The organism is Leyella stercorea (genome assembly GCF_019052365.1).
Lineage (GTDB): Bacteria > Bacteroidota > Bacteroidia > Bacteroidales > Bacteroidaceae > Prevotella.
On record NZ_JAHQUY010000058.1, the window covers coordinates 1 to 18453 of the forward strand.

Annotated in this window: 18 protein-coding genes; all 18 read left to right on the forward strand. The window is 45.7% G+C overall.

The features are described 5' to 3' along the window. Positions 1 to 148 precede the first annotated feature (148 nt). The 18 genes from KTQ90_RS09960 (at position 149) to KTQ90_RS10040 (ending at position 18451) form a co-directional block, all read left to right on the forward strand. Positions 149 to 685: a hypothetical protein gene (locus KTQ90_RS09960; RefSeq protein WP_217318295.1), complete on the forward strand. Its 537-nt coding sequence runs from the start codon at positions 149 to 151 to the stop codon at positions 683 to 685. Further along, on the forward strand, positions 675 to 1013 hold the full coding sequence (locus tag KTQ90_RS09965) for a DUF4134 domain-containing protein (RefSeq protein ID WP_010537137.1): 339 nt from the start codon (positions 675 to 677) through the stop codon (positions 1011 to 1013). The genes KTQ90_RS09960 and KTQ90_RS09965 overlap by 11 nt, the downstream gene beginning before the upstream one ends. 104 nt (positions 1014 to 1117) lie before the next feature. Beyond that, on the forward strand, positions 1118 to 1495 hold the full coding sequence (locus KTQ90_RS09970) for a DUF4134 domain-containing protein (RefSeq protein WP_010537138.1): 378 nt from the start codon (positions 1118 to 1120) through the stop codon (positions 1493 to 1495). A gap of 51 nt (positions 1496 to 1546) precedes the next feature. Beyond that, on the forward strand, positions 1547 to 1849 hold the full coding sequence (locus KTQ90_RS09975) for a DUF4133 domain-containing protein (RefSeq protein ID WP_071122658.1): 303 nt from the start codon (positions 1547 to 1549) through the stop codon (positions 1847 to 1849). A 156-nt stretch (positions 1850 to 2005) separates the two neighbouring features. Then, complete coding sequence (locus KTQ90_RS09980) at positions 2006 to 2317, forward strand: hypothetical protein (RefSeq protein WP_071122657.1); 312 nt, start codon at positions 2006 to 2008, stop codon at positions 2315 to 2317. 6 nt (positions 2318 to 2323) lie between these two features. After that, positions 2324 to 4882 (forward strand): TraG family conjugative transposon ATPase, encoded by a 2559-nt coding sequence (locus KTQ90_RS09985; protein WP_071122656.1) that lies wholly within the window; start codon positions 2324 to 2326, stop codon positions 4880 to 4882. 6 nt (positions 4883 to 4888) lie between these two features. Next, on the forward strand, positions 4889 to 7447 hold the full coding sequence (locus KTQ90_RS09990) for a hypothetical protein (protein ID WP_217318296.1): 2559 nt from the start codon (positions 4889 to 4891) through the stop codon (positions 7445 to 7447). Between the two features lie 64 nt (positions 7448 to 7511). Next, entirely contained in the window at positions 7512 to 8240 is a 729-nt protein-coding gene (locus tag KTQ90_RS09995; protein ID WP_254359436.1) for a hypothetical protein, read from the forward strand. An 81-nt stretch (positions 8241 to 8321) separates the two neighbouring features. Further along, complete coding sequence (locus KTQ90_RS10000) at positions 8322 to 9107, forward strand: DUF5045 domain-containing protein (RefSeq protein WP_217313253.1); 786 nt, start codon at positions 8322 to 8324, stop codon at positions 9105 to 9107. Between the two features lie 6 nt (positions 9108 to 9113). Further along, positions 9114 to 10250, forward strand: coding sequence for a hypothetical protein (locus tag KTQ90_RS10005; protein WP_071122653.1), 1137 nt, complete (start codon positions 9114 to 9116; stop codon positions 10248 to 10250). Positions 10251 to 10298: 48 nt separating this feature from the next. Then, complete coding sequence (gene traK, locus KTQ90_RS10010; protein ID WP_010537146.1) at positions 10299 to 10913, forward strand: conjugative transposon protein TraK; 615 nt, start codon at positions 10299 to 10301, stop codon at positions 10911 to 10913. A 40-nt stretch (positions 10914 to 10953) separates the two neighbouring features. Beyond that, a complete protein-coding gene (locus tag KTQ90_RS10015; RefSeq protein WP_217318297.1) occupies positions 10954 to 11340 on the forward strand; it encodes a hypothetical protein in 387 nt (128 codons plus the stop codon). Positions 11341 to 11342: 2 nt separating this feature from the next. Then, entirely contained in the window at positions 11343 to 12518 is a 1176-nt protein-coding gene (gene traM / locus KTQ90_RS10020; RefSeq protein ID WP_217318298.1) for a conjugative transposon protein TraM, read from the forward strand. A gap of 34 nt (positions 12519 to 12552) precedes the next feature. Then, positions 12553 to 13419 carry a conjugative transposon protein TraN gene (traN, locus tag KTQ90_RS10025; RefSeq protein WP_217318299.1) on the forward strand — a complete coding sequence of 289 codons (867 nt, stop codon included), beginning with the start codon at positions 12553 to 12555 and terminating at the stop codon, positions 13417 to 13419. A 12-nt stretch (positions 13420 to 13431) separates the two neighbouring features. Further along, on the forward strand, positions 13432 to 15615 hold the full coding sequence (locus KTQ90_RS10030; protein WP_217318300.1) for a type IV secretory system conjugative DNA transfer family protein: 2184 nt from the start codon (positions 13432 to 13434) through the stop codon (positions 15613 to 15615). Positions 15616 to 15689: 74 nt separating this feature from the next. Continuing rightward, on the forward strand, positions 15690 to 16199 hold the full coding sequence (locus KTQ90_RS14015; RefSeq protein WP_407936615.1) for a glycoside hydrolase family protein: 510 nt from the start codon (positions 15690 to 15692) through the stop codon (positions 16197 to 16199). A 744-nt stretch (positions 16200 to 16943) separates the two neighbouring features. Continuing rightward, positions 16944 to 17672, forward strand: coding sequence for a UpxY family transcription antiterminator (locus tag KTQ90_RS10035; protein WP_217318301.1), 729 nt, complete (start codon positions 16944 to 16946; stop codon positions 17670 to 17672). A 14-nt stretch (positions 17673 to 17686) separates the two neighbouring features. After that, on the forward strand, positions 17687 to 18451 hold the full coding sequence (locus tag KTQ90_RS10040; protein WP_217318302.1) for a D-sedoheptulose-7-phosphate isomerase: 765 nt from the start codon (positions 17687 to 17689) through the stop codon (positions 18449 to 18451). Positions 18452 to 18453: the final 2 nt, after the last annotated feature.

An 18453-nucleotide genomic window follows, 5' to 3' on the forward strand; every position in this document is an offset into this window, starting at 1 on the left:
ATATGATTATAATTTGAATATATCTTAAACTTTGATGGCCATACTTTACAAAATTCTTTTATGTCGGATTTTACTCTTTACTTTGCACTCGCAACTGGCACTTTTGCCACTGCATAGAGTATAAATCATCAATAAAACAAAGTATTATATGAGTCCATTTTTGATATTCGCCATCAGCCTTACCATTGCATACGCTATCTACTATGCGGTGATGATAACCAGAGACCTGTATGGTAAGAAGGAAGAAGCCAAGAGCAACGAGGAAGTGTTTGACATCAGCAACATAACGGAAGAGGAAGCCGCAGTAGCCGTCAATGAAAGCGATGGTGGCTTTAGCGTTGCCGACAAGCAATACGACACAAGTTTCCAAGACGGCACATCATACGATGAGGGCTATGGTATGGGAACAGAGAACAACGGAATGAGTGGTTATTCTCCAGAAACGGATTCTTCTGGCAGAGAAGATGATGTTGATGAAGACGAAGGAAATGATGTCAACCAACAGAAGCCGAAGAACGCAGCCGAGTCGTTGCAGGAAAAGATGGATGGGCAGATGGAGTCCACTTCTCCCATATGGATAGACGGACTCTGGCAGGACGACTTCACGGAGAGCCTATTGAAACAAGGCGAGACAAAGCCAGGACAACCAAACATCAAAACAATACCAATCAAGGATGAAATTTAGCCATATCATAAAGAATGTAGTAAGTTCCTTTGTCTTTGCGCTGCTCCCCCTGTCTGCATCAGCCAAATGCGGTAATGTGGACTATAGCTGGGGAGCAGACGCACTGGCAGGAATGCACGATTATGTGGTGACGATGATGCTGTATGTGCTGTATCTGACATACGCTGTCGCTGCCGTGATGGTGATTATATCCGCTTTGCAGATATATATCAAGATGAACACCGGGGAAGATGGAGTCACCAAGTCCATACTGACGCTGATAGGAGCCTGTCTGTTTATGATAGGTGCATCCATCCTGTTCCCGGCATTCTTTGGCTACCAGATTTAAGACTCAACTGCAGAAGAGTATATCATGTGAAAGCGACAACACTTTTCTATATAATTATAATAAGGTGTTGCCAAACGAATCATTAACAAGTAAAACAAGAAAGAATGTTTAAGAAAACAACGAACTATTTGAAGAAGACCGCCAAGAGCGTTCTCTCTTCAGGACGCTTGAAGACATTGGCATTGATGCTCCTTGTGGGCGGTGGCATTGCCATGGCGCAAAACTCGGCAGGTGACTACACGGCAGGTACCACCGCACTTACAACAGTGACAGAGGAAATTGCCAAGTATGTGCCTATCGTGGTCAAACTCTGCTATGCCATTGCAGGTGTTGTAGCCGTAGTGGGTGCCATCAGCGTTTACATCGCCATGAACAACGAGGAGCAGGATGTCAAGAAAAAGATCATGATGATTGTAGGAGCATGTATCTTCCTCGTGGCAGCAGCACAGGCATTGCCATTGTTCTTCGGTGTGACCAACTAACGAGTGAGAGTTATTCCGTGCATATTCAGTAAGTGAGAAACGACGTGAAGAATGGCAAGAGAAGAGCAGGAAATCCGCTACCCCGATTACCCACTGTTCAAGGGACTCCAGAAGCCCCTTGAATTCATGGGAATACAAGGGCGGTATATCTATTGGGCAGCAGCCACGGCAGGAGGAGCCATCATCGGCTTCATTGCCGCCTACTGTCTGATGGGTATCATTGCAGGACTGATCGTGCTGGTCGTGGCAATCACTACGGGTACAGGTCTCATCATGTTCAAGCAACGGAAGGGACTGCATACCAAGAAGAACGACCAAGGAGTGTTTATCTATGCCTACAGCAAGCGCATATAAAAATGTGAAACAAAAAAGTATCGACATGACCAAGATGTGGATGACAAGTAGAAAGTGAACGACTGGTAGGCTCATTCTCCCCCAAGGGTGTGGGTCTACCATTATTTGTTTCAGCAGAAAACATTGCATCTTCGCTACTAAATTACAGTTGTGAGCATGAAAGGAAAGAATATTATAATAACGGCATTGGCAGTGACATTGCTGGCCGCTTGCAAGGATAAGACCTACAAGCCACCCACATTGGATGCCATGAGGAGTGCAGATAAAGCAAGAGCTGCTTGGGCGAGAGATGCAGAAGAACATCCTGCAACCGTGGAAACACCAACAAGCAGGATGGATTCCACTGCAAAAGATAGTGTATCAACCCTTTATGACGAAGAAAGCTCCAATACCTCTTATCAAGAGCATGACACCAAATCATCCAGTATGAGGGGAAATCATCAATCATCCGAAGAAACAGAAGAATAAACGAGTATGGTACTATATGTAATCTTATTTTTCGTGGCAACCTGCATTGGCATGGCCATATCGGTCTATGCCTTTGGTACTGGTGGCAAGCGGAAGAAAATCTTTCAGGACATCTACTTCTCCGTAGAAGACACGGATGGTATCGGTGTGCTCTATACCAAGACAGGAGAATATTCTGCCATTCTGAAAATGGAGAATCCTGTGCAGAAGTATTCTGCCAATATAGACAGCTATTATGAGTTCACCAATCTGTTTGCTGCCATCGCACAGACTCTGGGTGAAGGCTATGCCCTGCACAAGCAGGACATTTTTACCAGAAAACAGTTCAAGGATGAGAGTGACAAAGGCCATGAGTTCCTGTCAGGATCCTACTTCCGCTATTTCAACGGAAGAGAATATACGGACAGCATGACCTATCTGACTATTACGCAGGAAAACAAGAAAAGCCGTCTGATGTCTTTCGACAACAAGAAATGGCGAGATTTCTTAGTGAAAATCAGAAAGGTGCAAGACCAGCTGAAGGATGCCGGTATCAAGTCAGAGTTTCTGAACAAACAAGAAGCAAGTCTGTATGTTGACCGTTTCTTTGCCATGAACTTCCGGGACAAGATGGTGAGCATGACAGGATTCAAGGTGGATGACGAGATGATAGGTATGGGTGACAGACGCTGTAAGGTATATAGTCTTGTAGATGTGGATTGCGCCAACTTGCCGACACAAATACGACCATTCACCAATATCGAGGTGAACAACACCAGCATGCCAGTGGATCTGGTAGCCTTGGTGGACAGCATACCAGGAGTGGAGAGTGTGGTGTATAACCAAATCATCTTTGTGCCGAATCAGAAGCGTGAGCTTGCCCTGCTCGACAAAAAGAAGAACCGCCATGCCAGCATGCCGAACCCAAGCAATCTGATAGCCGTAGAGGACATCAAGCGAGTGCAGGAGGTGATAGCGAGAGAAAACAAGCAGCTGGTATATACCCACTATAATCTGATCGTGACGGTGAAGCCAGATACGGACATACAGAAGTGTACCAACCATCTGGAGAATGCCTTTGGCAGGATGGGCATCCATATCTCGAAACGAGCCTATAACCAGTTGGAACTGTTCGTCAACTCATTCCCCGGCAACTGCTATGGGATGAATGACGACTATGACAGATTTATGACGTTGGGCGATGCTGCCACCTGCCTGATGTACAAAGAAAAGATTGTGCATAGCGAGGACACACCCTTCAAGGTCTATTATACCGACCGCCAAGGAGTGCCAGTAGCCATCGACATATCAGGAAAAGAAGGGCGAAACAAACTGACCGACAACAGCAACTTCTTTGTCCTCGGTCCTTCGGGAAGCGGCAAGAGCTTTTATGTCAACTCGATGGTGCGCCAAGCCCATGAGCAGGACACCGACATCGTGCTGGTAGATACAGGAAACTCATATGAGGGACTATGTGAATACTTTGGAGGCAAATACATATCCTACACAGAAGAACATCCTATCACGATGAACCCTTTCAAAATCAAGAGAGAGGAATGGAACATCGAGAAGTTGGGATTCCTGAAGAACCTGGTGATGCTGATATGGAAAGGAAGTCAAGGCACAGTGATCAAGACCGAAGACAGACTGATAGAACAAGTCATCAACGAGTATTACGATGCCTATTTCACCACCAAGAGAGTGAGCTACCTCTGTTTCAACACTTTCTATGAGTTCAGTACTGAGCGACTGCCGAAGATATGCGAGGAGAACGGTCTGCATGGCATAGACCTGTCATCCTACAACTATCTGTTGAAGGACTTCTATAAAGGAGGCAGCCACGATGTGACACTGAATGAGAATATGGACAGCAGTCTGTTTGATGAGACCTTCATCGTCTTCGAAATCGACAGTATCAAGGATGATCCACTGCTTTTTCCACTGGTGACGCTCATCATCATGGACGTGTTCCTGCAGAAGATGCGCATCAAAAAGAACCGAAAGATGCTCATCATCGAGGAGGCATGGAAAGCCATCGCCTCGCCCATGATGGCGGAATACATAAAATATCTGTATAAGACCGCCAGAAAATTCTGGGCAAGCGTGGGTGTGGTGACACAGGAGATACAGGACATCATCGGCAGCGAGATAGTGAAGGAAGCCATCATCAACAACTCGGATGTGGTGATGCTGCTCGACCAGAGCAAGTTCAAGGAACGCTTTGACACCATCAAGGCTATACTCGGTTTGACCGATGTGGACTGCAAGAAAATCTTCACCATTAACCGTTTGGAGAATAAGGAAGGACGCAGTTTCTTCCGTGAGGTCTTTATCAGGCGAGGACAGACCAGCAATGTGTATGGTGTGGAAGAACCGCATGAGTGCTATATGACCTACACCACGGAACGAGCGGAGAAGGAAGCATTAAAGCTATACAAGCGAGAGTTGAAATGCAACCACCAACAAGCTATCGAAGCCTATTGCAGGGATTGGGATGCAAGTGGTATCAGCAAGAGCCTCGCCTTTGCTCAAAAGGTAAATCAGGCAGGGAAAGTACTGAATTTAGGGAACAAAAATAAAAAGTAATCAAAGATGAAACGACTTCTATCCATCATAATGCTGATAGTCTGTGTGTTGGCAAAGGCTGACGCACAGTACTACAGCGTGAACTATGACAAGCAGACGGTGGCTGCTATGGCAGCTGCATACGGAACGGAAGCCGTGGCAGAGGCATACTATAACGAGCAGGTGCAGAACATCTTGAAGCACTATAATGCAGCAGAAGTGGCTAGTGCCGGTATCTACACCTCCAAGTTTCTGGAGCGCAAGGCAATGACGGAGTTGGGCATCTGGAACAGTAGCACAGAGAACTACTATTACCGCCGTATCTACAACATGGTGTCGGGCAAAATCATGCCGAAGATATGGACGGTGGCAGGAATGATGCTGAAAAGTCCACAGACTGCCCTGTATTGGGGAACCTATCTGATGAAGATATGTGACGACACCAAGAACCTGTGCATGCAGTTTGAGAGTGTGGTAACAAACAGCACCCTCACATTCTCGGACATCGCCTTTCTACAAATCAACCAGGAGATAGCTGCCATACTGAAACTTTCAGAGATTGGCAACGTGGATTGGAAGAAGATGTTGGACGATTTGTCGAAGGTGCCAGGCAATTTTACAGTGGACAATCTGAAAGCCGACATCGACAATCTGTATAAGGCAGGAGCCAACCTTGCAGGAGCAGGAATGAACAATATCGGCAATGCCCTGTTGCAGAGCAGCCAGTTCAACGACCTCTTCCAAGGCAAGCTCAGTGCAGCCATCGACATTGTGGATAACTATTCCTCGCTGTTCAAAAGTCTCGACAAGAGCGTAGGCAACACCCTCTTGGGAATGATTGGAGGCAAGGACAACGTGGCAGGACTTTTCTCTCTTGCCAACTATAACCTCACCTCATGGATGACGGACTATCTGGATGAGACGGCAGGAAACTACTACACGCAAAGATGGTATATCGCCCGACGAGACCAAGGACGAGAGAAATTGTGCGACTATGTACCGCCCACCGATGACAACAGCATCTTGAAAGGCGACCACTGGTACAGAATCAACACCAAGGATGCCAACTTCTATCCCAACAATAGCCAAAAGGAAGCTATCCTGCAAAACTCGGAGAATCATGCAGGATGGTCAAGAACAAGGGTGCAACAGCTCAACAACCAGAATGATGGCTTTACCTACAGTATCAGCTATTGGTTGAACAGCTACATCATCAGTAGCAAGAAAAAAGGACAGAAACAGAAGGCATACGCCTACGAGATACAGGTGTACAAGAGTTGGAACAAGACAGAAGAAGTGTATGAGGCAGTCTTTGACTCCTATTCGATGGACTTGAACACCTTCAAGGCACAACTGCAAGCCCGGTTGAGCGAATGGAATGACAACGAGGAAGGCTATACCTATTATATAGGCAGTGATGCACGCAACTACTATCAGGCAACCGATGCCGCCAAACTGAAGGGATGCGAGAGCGTGACCATTAGTGTGACATGCAGCGACGGTGTGCAGTTGGGGCAAGGCACCACACAATACAAATGCAAGAGTTGTGGCGGTTCGCTGAATGACCACAGCAAGAAATGCGCCATGACAACATCTGTGACAGAGAACAACCTTGACCTCTCAGATTTGTATAAGCAGGAGCAGGAAGCCAATGCCAAGATAACCTCTTTGCAATCGCAAATCAATCAGTTGGAAGCGGAGAACAAATCACTTGTCAAGCAAATCGCCAATGCAAGTGTGGAAGATGCAGCCAAGTATCGGGAGCAATACAACAAGAACATGGCTTCCATCGAACAACTGAACAAAGAACTTGCCACATGGCAACAGAAACAAAGGAAAATAGAGGAAGCCAAGGCAGAGGCAGGAAAGGACAATGACGTGGCGACGGATGACTACTATCGCATACCAGCCATTATGAACGACTGCAAGAGCGCCTACAACCTGACTTGGCAAGGGGAAGGAACATGGAGCGGCTATACTTACATTCGAAAAGCCACCATGCCCAACATCAACGGCATCATCACCTTCAAGGCAACATTGAAGATTGCCCGAAAGCCGAAATATTTCTTGGGCATCAAGATACACAGAGCCATCCTGCAGATCAGTTGGGAGCTGACATCGGAATACACCAACACCTCGGTAGTGGATGTGATAACGCTTGACCCAAGCAAGACCGAGCAGGAAAAGGCAGACGAAGTGAACAAGCGCATCTCGGAAATCGCACAGGAATATCCATCGTGCAAGATAACCACCGAATATGCTAAGAGCGCACCTGCCGATGACAATAACCCCGATGATACCTTTCATCTGCTATGGTCGAGCGATAGGTTAGAGATAGCCAGAGAGGTGGACAGCAGAATCACCAAGATATACGCAGACTTGGTATCGTTGGAGAAGATGATGCACTACAAGCGCAACATCATCGACGTGCTGATGGACATCGCTCCACATATCAATGCTGACGAAGGACGACGGTTGACACTGGTGGAGAAATGCAAGAAACGTTGGTTGAGAAAAGCTGCCGACACCAAACACTCAGATGACTATCACGGCAAGTTTAATGATGAAGACAATGAAAATGAGTAATAGAAAAGAATACAAGGCTGATGCAGCGGAGAGGGTTGCAGGGCCAGTGAACAAGAAGCGACGAATGGATATTGTGAGAACATTGCTGGTAGCAATCTTGCTCCTCGCCCTCCCCTCTAAAACATTCGCCCAATGGGGATTTGATGTTGCCAGCGTGGAAGCCTACATCAATGACCACAAGAAACAGCGGAGTCTGTTGCTTGCACGAAGCACGTTGGAATACAGCAATAAACTATTGCACAGTTACAGTAAGGACGAGATCAAGGCATACAAGGAACTGAACGTTGACCTTGACAAGTACACCAGGGCATTTGATGTGATAGATGTGCTATATCAAAGTTTACGAACCAGTCTGAACGTGTACTCCACCTACGAGGGTGTGAGCGACAGAATATCGGACTATAAGAAGCTGTTGGATGACTACAACCAAAAAGTCATCAAACGAAAGCGCATCTCGCTTGCCGATACCATACTGATAGGTATTAACCGACGAGCCATAGAGAATATCGCAAATGAAGGCGAATATCTCTACAAAAGCGTGAGCGACTTGGTGCTGTATGCCACAGGAGCGGCAGCGTGTTCCACGGCAGACCTTCTTGTGGTATTGGAAAGCATCAACACCTCGCTTGACAATATAGAGAAGCATCTGAACAAAAGCTACTTTGAGTCGTGGCGATATATCCAAGTGCGCATCGGCTATTGGAAAGAAAAGGTTTACCGAACCAAAAGCAAGCAGCAAATACTGGAAGATGCCTTCGGTCGGTGGAGAGTGGCAGGTAAACTCGGATATTAGTTAAGTGAAGAGTGAAGTATGAAGAATTCATTTGTTAGCAAATAGTGAGAGTTAGTAACCCTTATATAATAATGTATAGACATGGATAGAAAGAAAACAAAGGCAGGAGCTATATTACTATTATTGGGCATAGCCATGACAGGCAATGCCCAGAGTTATGTGACATACAATCATGACAGTTCGAAAAAGAACCAGATAACGGTAATGGAAATCGGTAGCGGAAGTCTGTCACCAGAATTGTACTATCAGTTACTGCACAGCAGTTACAAGAAATCGGCTGCGAGTAAGAACAAACTCGGTTTTCGTACCACGGCAGGAATCGGAGCTTACAATCAAGTGGAATATGCCGAAGCCATCGACTCTGCCCTGACCAAAAGAGCAGAGATTGAGGCGTTGAATATGGCAGACCGTCAGATTGACCTCGCCTGGAAAGTGGAAGGAAGCAAAATCAACAGCAAGATGAATGCCTTCAAGAGCAACATCGACCGCATCCTGCCTGTAGGCGGATCCATCGGTGACAACCAACGCTGGACAGAATGCTATCATGTCTATGAGACAGCCATCAAAGCCACCAAGGATGCCTATATGCCCAATGCCAAGCGTAAGAAGATGTACCTACAGATTTATGCAGATGTGGCAAAACAGAACGAGACACTTGTGAAGCAACTGGTGCAGATGTCGAATGCCAGCAAGACCAAGGAATTGTTGACAGCAAACGGTAACTACCAGACCGCCAACAAACGAAGTATCATCAGCAGTGCATCCAGCAAATGGCGAGAGGCAGGAATGGCAGTGAGAAACAACACATCTTCTGGCAGTAATAACGGCTCGAATGAGGATGACAATGATTTGAAAATAAACAGATAAGGAGTTATGGCAGACAACAGTAGCATATTATCCGACTTCGGCATCAACATCTTGGAAGAAGAAATTGATGACGTGATTTTCCAGACCAACGAGTTTCTGTGCGACGCTACTTTTACAGGCTCAAACGGACCTTTTTGGTGGGTCGTCCAGATGTGTATGGCATTAGCCGCCCTCTTCTCTATCGTGGTGGCAGCGAACATGGCCTACAAGATGATGGTGAAGCATGAGCCACTGGATGTGATGAAACTATTCAAGCCATTGGTGATAAGCATCATCCTCTGTTGGTGGTACCCACCTGCCGATACAGGCATGACGAACAGTGGCAGCAATTGGTGCGTACTGGACTTTCTGAGTTACATACCAAACTCCATTGGAAGTTATACCCATGACCTATATGAGGCGGAAGCCACACAGATAGAGGACAAGTTTACGGAAGTTCAGCAGCTCATCTACACCAGAGACACGATGTACACCAACGTACAAGCCCAGGCAGACATTGCCCATAAGGGAACAACAGACCCGAATCTGGTGGAATCGACCATGGAGCAGACAGGTGTAGATGAAGTGACCAATATGGAAAAGGACGCAGCCAAGCTGTGGTTTACCTCACTGACTGCAGGAGCCGTAGTGAACATCGACAAGATTGTGATGCTGATAGCATTGATCGTGTTTCGTATCGGTTGGTGGAGCACCATCTATTGTCAACAGATACTACTGGGAATGCTGACGATATTCGGACCGATACAATGGGCATTCTCGCTATTGCCGAAATGGGAAAGCAGTTGGGCAAAGTGGCTGACAAGGTATCTAACCGTGCATTTCTATGGAGCCATGCTCTACTTCGTGGGCTTCTACGTGCTATTGCTCTTCGACATCGTGCTCTGCATACAGGTGGAGAACCTGACGGCTATCACCGCCAGTGAGCAGACGATGGCGGCATATTTGCAGAACTCGTTCTTCTCGGCAGGGTATCTGATGGCAGCAAGTATCGTGGCTTTGAAGTGTCTGAACTTGGTTCCAGACCTTGCGGCATGGATGATACCAGAGGGCGATACCGCATTCTCTACCAGAAACTTCGGTGAGGGTGTGGCACAGCAAGCCAAAATGTCGGCACAGGGGACACTTGCCCATGTGATGCACTGATAAAGGTAAAAAAGTAAAAGAGTGAAAAAGGTAAAAAATATTATAGCAATGGTAATCAAGAATTTAGAGAATAAGGTGAAGTTGGTGACTATCATCTGTAGCCTGTTTCTGGTTGGATGCGTGCTGATAAGTATCAGTAGCATCTGGACGGCGAAAAATATGGTGGTGGATGCACAGAACAAAATCTATGTGTTGGACGGCAATGTACCGATTCTGGTACAGCGCACAACGATGGATGAGACACTGGATGTGGAAGCAAAGAGCCATATCGAGATGTTCCATCACTATTTCTTCACATTGGCACCCGATGACAAGTACATCAAATACACGATGGAGAAAGCCATGTATCTGGTAGATGAGACAGGATTGGCGCAGTACAATACGCTGAAAGAAAAGGGTTTCTATTCCAACATCATGGGAACGAGTGCCGTGTTCAGCATCTTCTGTGACAGTATCAAGTTCAACAAGGAGAAGATGGAGTTCACCTACTACGGCAGACAGCGCATCGAGCGTAGAACCAATGTGCTGACCCGTGAACTGGTGACGGCAGGACAGTTGAAACGAGTGCCGAGAACTGACAACAACCCACATGGATTGCTGATAGTGAACTGGCGAACCTTGCTCAACAAGGATATTGACCAGAAGACAAAGTCGAACTATTAAAGGTAAAAGGGTAAAGAAGTAAAAAGGTAAAAAAATAACGATGAACACAAAAGGATTTAAGCAGATGCTCATTGGGGAGAAGATGCCTGACAAGGACGATCCCAAATACAAGGAACGCTATGAGCGAGACGTGAGAGCCGGAAGAAAGTTTGCCAGGATGTGCAGAATCGACAAGGCCGCAGCTAAGGTACAGAGGTTTGCCGACCTGCATAAGACACTGTTCCTGGTCATCGTGTTCGGTTTTGTAGGTGTGAGTTTCAGTTTCAACATCTATCGCATGGCAAGAGCTTATCACTATCAAGGAGAGCGACGCACCGCCACGGAGAGACAGGACTCGCTGATAAAGGCTCGCCATCAGAATATGGGGAATGCAAAGAACATAGTAAGGACCAATGAGGATGCACGCCATCCTCATAAAGACAAATAACGATGAAGCTGACAGAAAGAATCAATTTCAGACAACCCAAGTACATGCTACCTGCGATTGTCTATCTTCCACTGCTCGGTGCATCCTACTTTATCTTCGACCTCTTTGATACCAAGGTGGCGGAGAAGAAGGATGCCAATATGCAGACCACGGAATATCTGAATCCGAACCTGCCACAAGCCCATATCAAGGGCGGTGACGGTATTGGTGGCAAGTATGAGAACATGTTGAACGCCTACGGCAAGATAGAAGACCATAGTGCCGTGGAGAATATAGACCGAGACAATGAACAAGAAAAAGAAGAATACCAAAGCAAGTATTCGGATGCAGAACTGCAACAGTTGGATACTGAAGCCAAGAGGCAAGCTGAACTGGAGAAAACGAGAGAAGCGCAAGAAGCCCATGAGCGACAAAGAGAGAACGAGGCGTTGGCGGAGTTGAACAAGGCACTTGCCGAAGCAAGGCTGAAGGGACAGCAAACCACGCAACAGAACTCATCGTCTTCAGCAACAGCATCCGATGAAATAACAGCTACAGCCAAGGGCGGTATCAACATTGAGGGCAAAATCAAGGTGAATGAGAATGCCCGAAAGGAAGCAGACGAGAATGACAAGCCAAGTGAGGTGGTGAAAAAGGTGAAGACATCATCAGACTATTTCAACACCTTGGCTGTGAATGAGAAAGAGCCGACACTGATAAAGGCTATCATTGACGAGAATGTGAAAGCCGTGGATGGAAGCCGTGTACGTTTGAGACTGTTAGATGATGTGGAAATCGGTGAGATGATAGTGAAGAAAGGCGCATACCTGTATGCCACCATGAGCGGTTTCAGTTCACAACGAGTGAAAGGCACGGTGAAAAGCGTACTGGTGGATGACGAGATAGTGAAAATCAACCTGTCACTCTATGACACAGACGGCATGGAAGGCTTGTATGTGCCAAGCAGCCAGTTTAGAGAGACCAGCAAGGATGTGGCAAGCGGAGCCGTGACCGGGAATGTGGATATGAATACCACCAATACTGGCAGCAGTTTTTCACAATGGGGCATGCAGACCATGCAGAATGCCTATCAGAAAACAAGCAATGCCATAGGCAAGGCTATCAAGAAGAACAAGGTAAAGTTGAAATACGGAACCTTTGTGTACTTGATAAACAGCAAAGGTACCAAGAGCAAGTAAACGTTAAACACTACAAAGTAAACATTACCCCCATATGAATATCAAGAAGACCATTGGCGCACTGATAATGTGTGCAATAAATGCCATTCCAATGATGGCACAACAGACCAGTGCAGAGAGCTATCAGCCCTGCACCTACCAGGAGATGGAGCAGCTGACTGTGAACGAGCAGGTGACTACAGTCATTACGGCAAGCGAACCCATCCGCTTTGTGGATATATCCACCGACAAGATAGCAGGAGACCAACCCATCAACAATACCGTACGACTGAAGCCCAAGGAGGGACTGCATGAAGATGGTGAAGTGCTTGCCATCGTGACCATTGTGACAGAACGCTACCGTACCCAGTATGCGCTGCTCTATACAACAAGATTGCAAGAGGCAGTGACGGATAAGGAGATACAACAGATAGAAAAGAATGCCTATAACAATCCTGCGGTCACATTGTCCTCTACGGATATGGCTCGATATGCTCGTCAGATTTGGAGTTCGGGAGCCCATGTGAACAATGTGAAGACCAAAGCCCATAAAATGGTGATGCGACTGAACAACATCTATTCGTCGGGCGACTATTTCTTCTTGGACTTCTCGGTGGAGAACAAGACAGACGTGCCATTTGATATAGACCAAATACGATTGAAGCTGACGGATAAAAAGACCGCCAAGGCAACCAACTCACAGATGGTAGAGTTGCATCCTGTCTTCACGTTGGAGCAGACCAAGCGTTTCCGCTATGGCTACCGCAATGTGATAGTCATTCGGAAAATGACATTCCCGAATGACAAGCAATTAACCATTGAAATGACGGAGAACCAAATCAGCGGTCGCACCATCTCATTGAAAGTGAACTATAGCGATGTGCTGTCGGCAGACTCATTCAATCCGATTTTTCTAAAATAGCAATCATATCCAATGGAAGAAAGCAAGGAGCTACAAGGATTTTACAAGATATTCAGGGCGGTCATCTACATATCCGTGTTGATGGAGTTCTTTGAGTATGCCATAGACCCAAGGGCTATAGACGGCTTTGGTGGTGTGGTGTGTGACCTGCACGACCGCATCAAGCAGTGGTTTATCTACCATGACGGGAACCTGGTGTATAGCAAGGTGGTGACATTTCTGTTGGTGTGCATCACCTGTGTAGGAACGAGAAACAAGAAACATCTGGAGTTTGATGCCCGAAGACAGGTGCTGTACCCACTGGTGAGTGGCGTGGAACTGCTGACACTGTCCGTGTGGCTCTTCGGCTATGCAATGGACACTCGTCTCTATACCCTAAGATTGAACACCATTCTCTATATGGTGACAACCATCATCGGAACGGTGCTGGTGCATGTTGCCTTGGATAACATCTCGAAGTTCCTGAAGGAAGGACTGATGAAAGACCGTTTTAACTTTGAAAACGAGAGTTTTGAGCAGTGCCAAAAGGAGGAATACAACAAATACAGCGTGAATATACCCATGCGCTACTACTATAAGGGCAAGTTCCGCAAGGGATGGGTGAACATCGTGAACCCATTCCGTGGCACCTGGGTAGTGGGCACACCGGGTAGCGGTAAAACATTCTCCATCATCGAGCCGTTCATTCGACAGCATAGTGCAAAAGGCTTTGCCATGGTCGTTTACGATTACAAGTTTCCGACATTGGCAACCAAATTGTACTACCAATACAAGAAGAACCAACAGTTGGGGAAACTGCCAGAAGGCTGCAAGTTCAACATCATCAACTTCGTGGATGTGGAATACTCCAAGCGAGTGAACCCGATACAGCAGAAGTATATCAATAACTTGGCAGCAGCGAGCGAGACCGCAGAGACATTACTTGAATCACTGCAAAAAGGAAAGAAGGAAGGCGGTGGCGGCAGCGACCAGTTCTTCCAGACCTCAGCCGTCAACTTCCTCGCCGCCTGTATCTACTTCTTCATCAACTATGGCAAAGAGCCATACGACAAGGATGGTAAGATACTGATAGCAGAAAAAGTACTTGATCCGAAGACCATGCAGATGAAGCCAACCGGTAAGGTGTTTAACCATGCAGGAGAAGAAGTGGAGCCAGCCTATTGGTTGGGCAAGTATAGCGATATGCCTCATATTCTTAGTTTTTTGAACGAAAGTTACCAGACAATCTTCAATGTGCTGGAGACCGACAATGAGGTAGCACCCTTATTGGGACCGTTCCAGACCGCCTTGAAGAACAAGGCAATGGAGCAGTTGGAGGGTATGATAGGTACACTGCGTGTCTATACCTCACGTCTTGCCACCAAGGAAAGCTATTGGATATTCCACAAGGACGGCGATGACTTCGACCTGAAGGTCAGTGACCCGAAGAATCCGAGCTATCTGCTGATAGCCAATGACCCAGAAATGGAGAGCATCATCGGAGCATTGAATGCCCTAATCCTCAACCGACTGGTGACACGAGTGAACACAGGGCAAGGCAAGAACATTCCTGTGAGCATCATCGTGGACGAGTTGCCTACACTCTACTTCCATAAGATAGACCGACTGATAGGTACAGCCCGAAGCAACAAGGTGAGCGTAGCCTTGGGATTCCAGGAACTGCCACAGTTGGAAGCAGACTACGGAAAGGTGGGCATGCAAAAGATCATCACCACCGTAGGCAATGTGGTGAGCGGTTCTGCACGAAGCAAGGAAACTCTGGAATGGCTATCCTCTGACATTTTTGGAAAGGTGGTGCAACTGAAGAAAGGCGTGACCATCGATAGAGACAAGACGAGCATCAACCTGAATGAGAATATGGACAGTCTTGTACCAGCCAGTAAAATCTCGGACATGCCGACAGGATGGATCTGCGGTCAGACGGCAAGGGACTTTGTGGCAACCAAGACCGGCATGAATGGCAGTATGAACATACAGGAAAGCGACGAGTTCAAAACCAGTAAGTTCTATTGCAAGACCGACTTTAATATGGCAGACATCAAGAAAGAAGAAAGCGAGTATATGCCACTGCCCAAGTTCTACACCTTTAAGAGCCGTGATGAGCGTGAGCGCATCCTCTATAAGAACTTCGTGCAAGTTGGCGAGGACGTGAAAGCCATGATAGCAGAGATATTCAACAAGAAGAATGCCAAGTGACAAGCCAATGACACTCCAAAAGTAAAACAAAAACAACATCCATGGCGAAAAAGATAAGAACATATATTACCCTAATGCTCTTGTTTCTGTGCCAGAGCATCGTGGCACAGAACAAAACACCTATAAACGATAGCCCAAGCCAAACCGACTTGGGCATCTTTGCTTTGCCACCCTTTGAGCGAGCCGTGCGGTGCATCAAGTATTATGAGGGGTGGCACGACATCAAGCGCAACTATCCCTATATCGGATGGGGGCATCGAATATTGCCACATGAGAAGTTCAAGAAGAACCTTACTTATCAGCAAGCCGATTCCCTGTTACGCTCCGACCTCACCAAGTTATGTGCTATGTTCCGCAAGTATGGAAAGGACTCACTACTCCTTGCCGTACTTGCCTACAATGTCGGACCCTATAAAATATTAGGGAACAAAAGATTTCCCAAGAGCCGACTACTACAGAAGATAGAACGAGGATTGCATAACATCGAAAAAGATTACCTTGACTTTTGTAGATGGAGAGGCAGACACATTCCGTCTATCAGAAGGCGAAGAATAACAGAACTTCAACTGTTATACATCCCATAAAAACGAAATATTACTTCATCAACCATCGAAGTAGCACTTCATAACCTGTCGAAGTTATACTTCATCGGCACTTCAAGTATATTGGCCTAATAACATACAAAAATTGCATAAGAACAGCATTTGTATATACAAAAATTCCGAGATATTAAAGCAATTAGACTTAAATAGTCTTAAATTTGTATTGTGGTATTTATATTTCCTGTCATTTCTTGTCTTTTCTCAATAAATTTTCGTATTTTTGCACTCGGATTGTATAGCCAGACCGCAGTTGTCGCTGTAAGACGAGTTCTTTCATGATAACCGAGTCGGCAGCCTACGCCGTGCTGAGTGTAGTGAAGTCAACCATGACATATCTATACGAAAGCGGGCTTTGGGTGGGAAGACAATCCAGACATAATGGAAGGCGTTTATCGACGCTGTGTTTAAGACGGACCGAAATCTAGCAAATTCACGGTAATATTATTGTCTTGAACGTGGTCAACGGTAGATGTCCCGGGTGTGATTATATCAATCCCGTGGAGACCTTGTAAGCATAGATTGTACCCTTTCGGGCGCAGTCAAATGTGTTATATAGGTCTCTTTGCGGTAGCGATTTTCATATCGGCGTGGGCTCTGACGTTGTCTGTTCGACAATAATAGGCAATTGCTAGAGCCTCGGTTCGTGGAATAGACAACAGGACGATTCCACGCTTTTTTTCTGTCGCAATTTAACGGATTTCTGTCTAGAAAAAAGTTAGCACCGATATGAAAGTCGATGAATGGACATCAGAAGATGTGCACACCCCAGGAGGTGGTGAATTCCCTCCTTGCGCTGGACTTACCTCCAACGCCCTCCCCGAAGCTCAAAGCACTGTTTCCGCTGAGAGTTCACAAACAGGGGTGTCCACCAGAAGTGTCCATATATTAAGTAAATCTAAAGTACAAAAGGAGGAAGAGATTCCTCATTGGTATGCTTTACGCACCACCTATGGTAGAGAGAAAAAAGCATACGACTACATGACAGCCAAAGGTGTCACGGCTTTCTATCCTACTACAGATACTGTAAAACTTATAAAAGGTAAGCGCAAAGTTGTTACCGAGTCACGTTTACCAAACATCTTCTTCGCCTACGGTACCGAAGAACAACTCAAATCTTTCGTTTACGACAACGTAAACCTCCCATTCCTTCGTTTTTATTATCGCCACATCCATATTGGGCGTAGAATTGCTAAAACTCCATTGATAGTTCCCAACTATCAGATGGAAAGTCTAAAAATCATCTGTGCAGCCGATGCGGACAATACCATCGTGTCATTAGGTGAAGTGCCAAAGTTCGAGAAAGGACAGTTGGTAAAGGTGATTGATGGTGCGTTTAAGGGAGTGATTGGCAGAGTCGCAAGATGGCAGGGACAGCAAAGAGTTGGAGTGGTTGTGGACGAATTGGTAACTGTAGTTACAGCGTATATACCGAATGCATTTCTAATGTCTATTTAATTTCTTCGATTCCAATGGAATTACTAGTAAAAATAAATAAAAAGTTAGAGCAACGTAGAGCTATTTTGAATACAATCATTCAAAATGTTGGAATTCAAAATAAAATATTAAAATCTGCACAAATCTTGGCTGAATGCCTAAAACTCGGAGGAAAAATAATCACAGCTGGAAATGGTGGTTCAGCTTCTCAATCAGAACATTTTTCCTCAGAAATGATGGGGCGTTTAAAAAATAGCAGAACACCTTTTCCCTCATTATCGTTGAGTTCCAATGCATCTCTATTAACTTGTATAGGAAATGATTTTGGATTTGAAAGAATTTTCTCTCGGCAAATAGAAGGCATTGGTACAACGAAAGATGTGTTTATTGCATTTACAACATCATGTAAATCAAGGAATATCATAGAAGCATTGAATGTGTGTAAGAATTCTAATATAAAATCAATAGTTTTCACAGGACAATGCGTACATGATATTGATTTGTTAGCAGAAGAAATAATAATGATTCCAAGCAATGATGTACAGATTATCCAAGAGTGCCATGATATCATATCTCATATAGTGTGTGAACTGGTAGAGGAAATAGTAGATTTAAAAACAGTCAATGAGTGGGAGCAAATAAAAAATGAATTCAAAAATGGTTATAAGTTCCTTATACTTGATCGTGATGGCGTTGTCAATATAACAAAACCCAATGGCTATATTTCATCTTTTTCTGAGTTTGTTTTCTTGAGTTCAACTTATAAATGCAACTTTTTGGGTGCGGATAATAAGCAATAAAA

Bases quoted from the DNA above. Each gene is read 5' to 3' on its own strand.
- KTQ90_RS09960 (WP_217318295.1), top strand. From the start codon at position 149: ATGAGTCCATTTTTGATATTCGCCATCAGCCTTACCATTGCATACGCT.
- KTQ90_RS09965 (WP_010537137.1), top strand. From the start codon at position 675: ATGAAATTTAGCCATATCATAAAGAATGTAGTAAGTTCCTTTGTCTTT.
- KTQ90_RS09970 (WP_010537138.1), top strand. From the start codon at position 1,118: ATGTTTAAGAAAACAACGAACTATTTGAAGAAGACCGCCAAGAGCGTT.
- KTQ90_RS09975 (WP_071122658.1), top strand. From the start codon at position 1,547: ATGGCAAGAGAAGAGCAGGAAATCCGCTACCCCGATTACCCACTGTTC.
- KTQ90_RS09980 (WP_071122657.1), top strand. From the start codon at position 2,006: ATGAAAGGAAAGAATATTATAATAACGGCATTGGCAGTGACATTGCTG.
- KTQ90_RS09985 (WP_071122656.1), top strand. From the start codon at position 2,324: ATGGTACTATATGTAATCTTATTTTTCGTGGCAACCTGCATTGGCATG.
- KTQ90_RS09990 (WP_217318296.1), top strand. From the start codon at position 4,889: ATGAAACGACTTCTATCCATCATAATGCTGATAGTCTGTGTGTTGGCA.
- KTQ90_RS09995 (WP_254359436.1), top strand. From the start codon at position 7,512: ATGGATATTGTGAGAACATTGCTGGTAGCAATCTTGCTCCTCGCCCTC.
- KTQ90_RS10000 (WP_217313253.1), top strand. From the start codon at position 8,322: ATGGATAGAAAGAAAACAAAGGCAGGAGCTATATTACTATTATTGGGC.
- KTQ90_RS10005 (WP_071122653.1), top strand. From the start codon at position 9,114: ATGGCAGACAACAGTAGCATATTATCCGACTTCGGCATCAACATCTTG.
- traK (WP_010537146.1), top strand. From the start codon at position 10,299: ATGGTAATCAAGAATTTAGAGAATAAGGTGAAGTTGGTGACTATCATC.
- KTQ90_RS10015 (WP_217318297.1), top strand. From the start codon at position 10,954: ATGAACACAAAAGGATTTAAGCAGATGCTCATTGGGGAGAAGATGCCT.
- traM (WP_217318298.1), top strand. From the start codon at position 11,343: ATGAAGCTGACAGAAAGAATCAATTTCAGACAACCCAAGTACATGCTA.
- traN (WP_217318299.1), top strand. From the start codon at position 12,553: ATGAATATCAAGAAGACCATTGGCGCACTGATAATGTGTGCAATAAAT.
- KTQ90_RS10030 (WP_217318300.1), top strand. From the start codon at position 13,432: ATGGAAGAAAGCAAGGAGCTACAAGGATTTTACAAGATATTCAGGGCG.
- KTQ90_RS14015 (WP_407936615.1), top strand. From the start codon at position 15,690: ATGCTCTTGTTTCTGTGCCAGAGCATCGTGGCACAGAACAAAACACCT.
- KTQ90_RS10035 (WP_217318301.1), top strand. From the start codon at position 16,944: ATGAAAGTCGATGAATGGACATCAGAAGATGTGCACACCCCAGGAGGT.
- KTQ90_RS10040 (WP_217318302.1), top strand. From the start codon at position 17,687: ATGGAATTACTAGTAAAAATAAATAAAAAGTTAGAGCAACGTAGAGCT.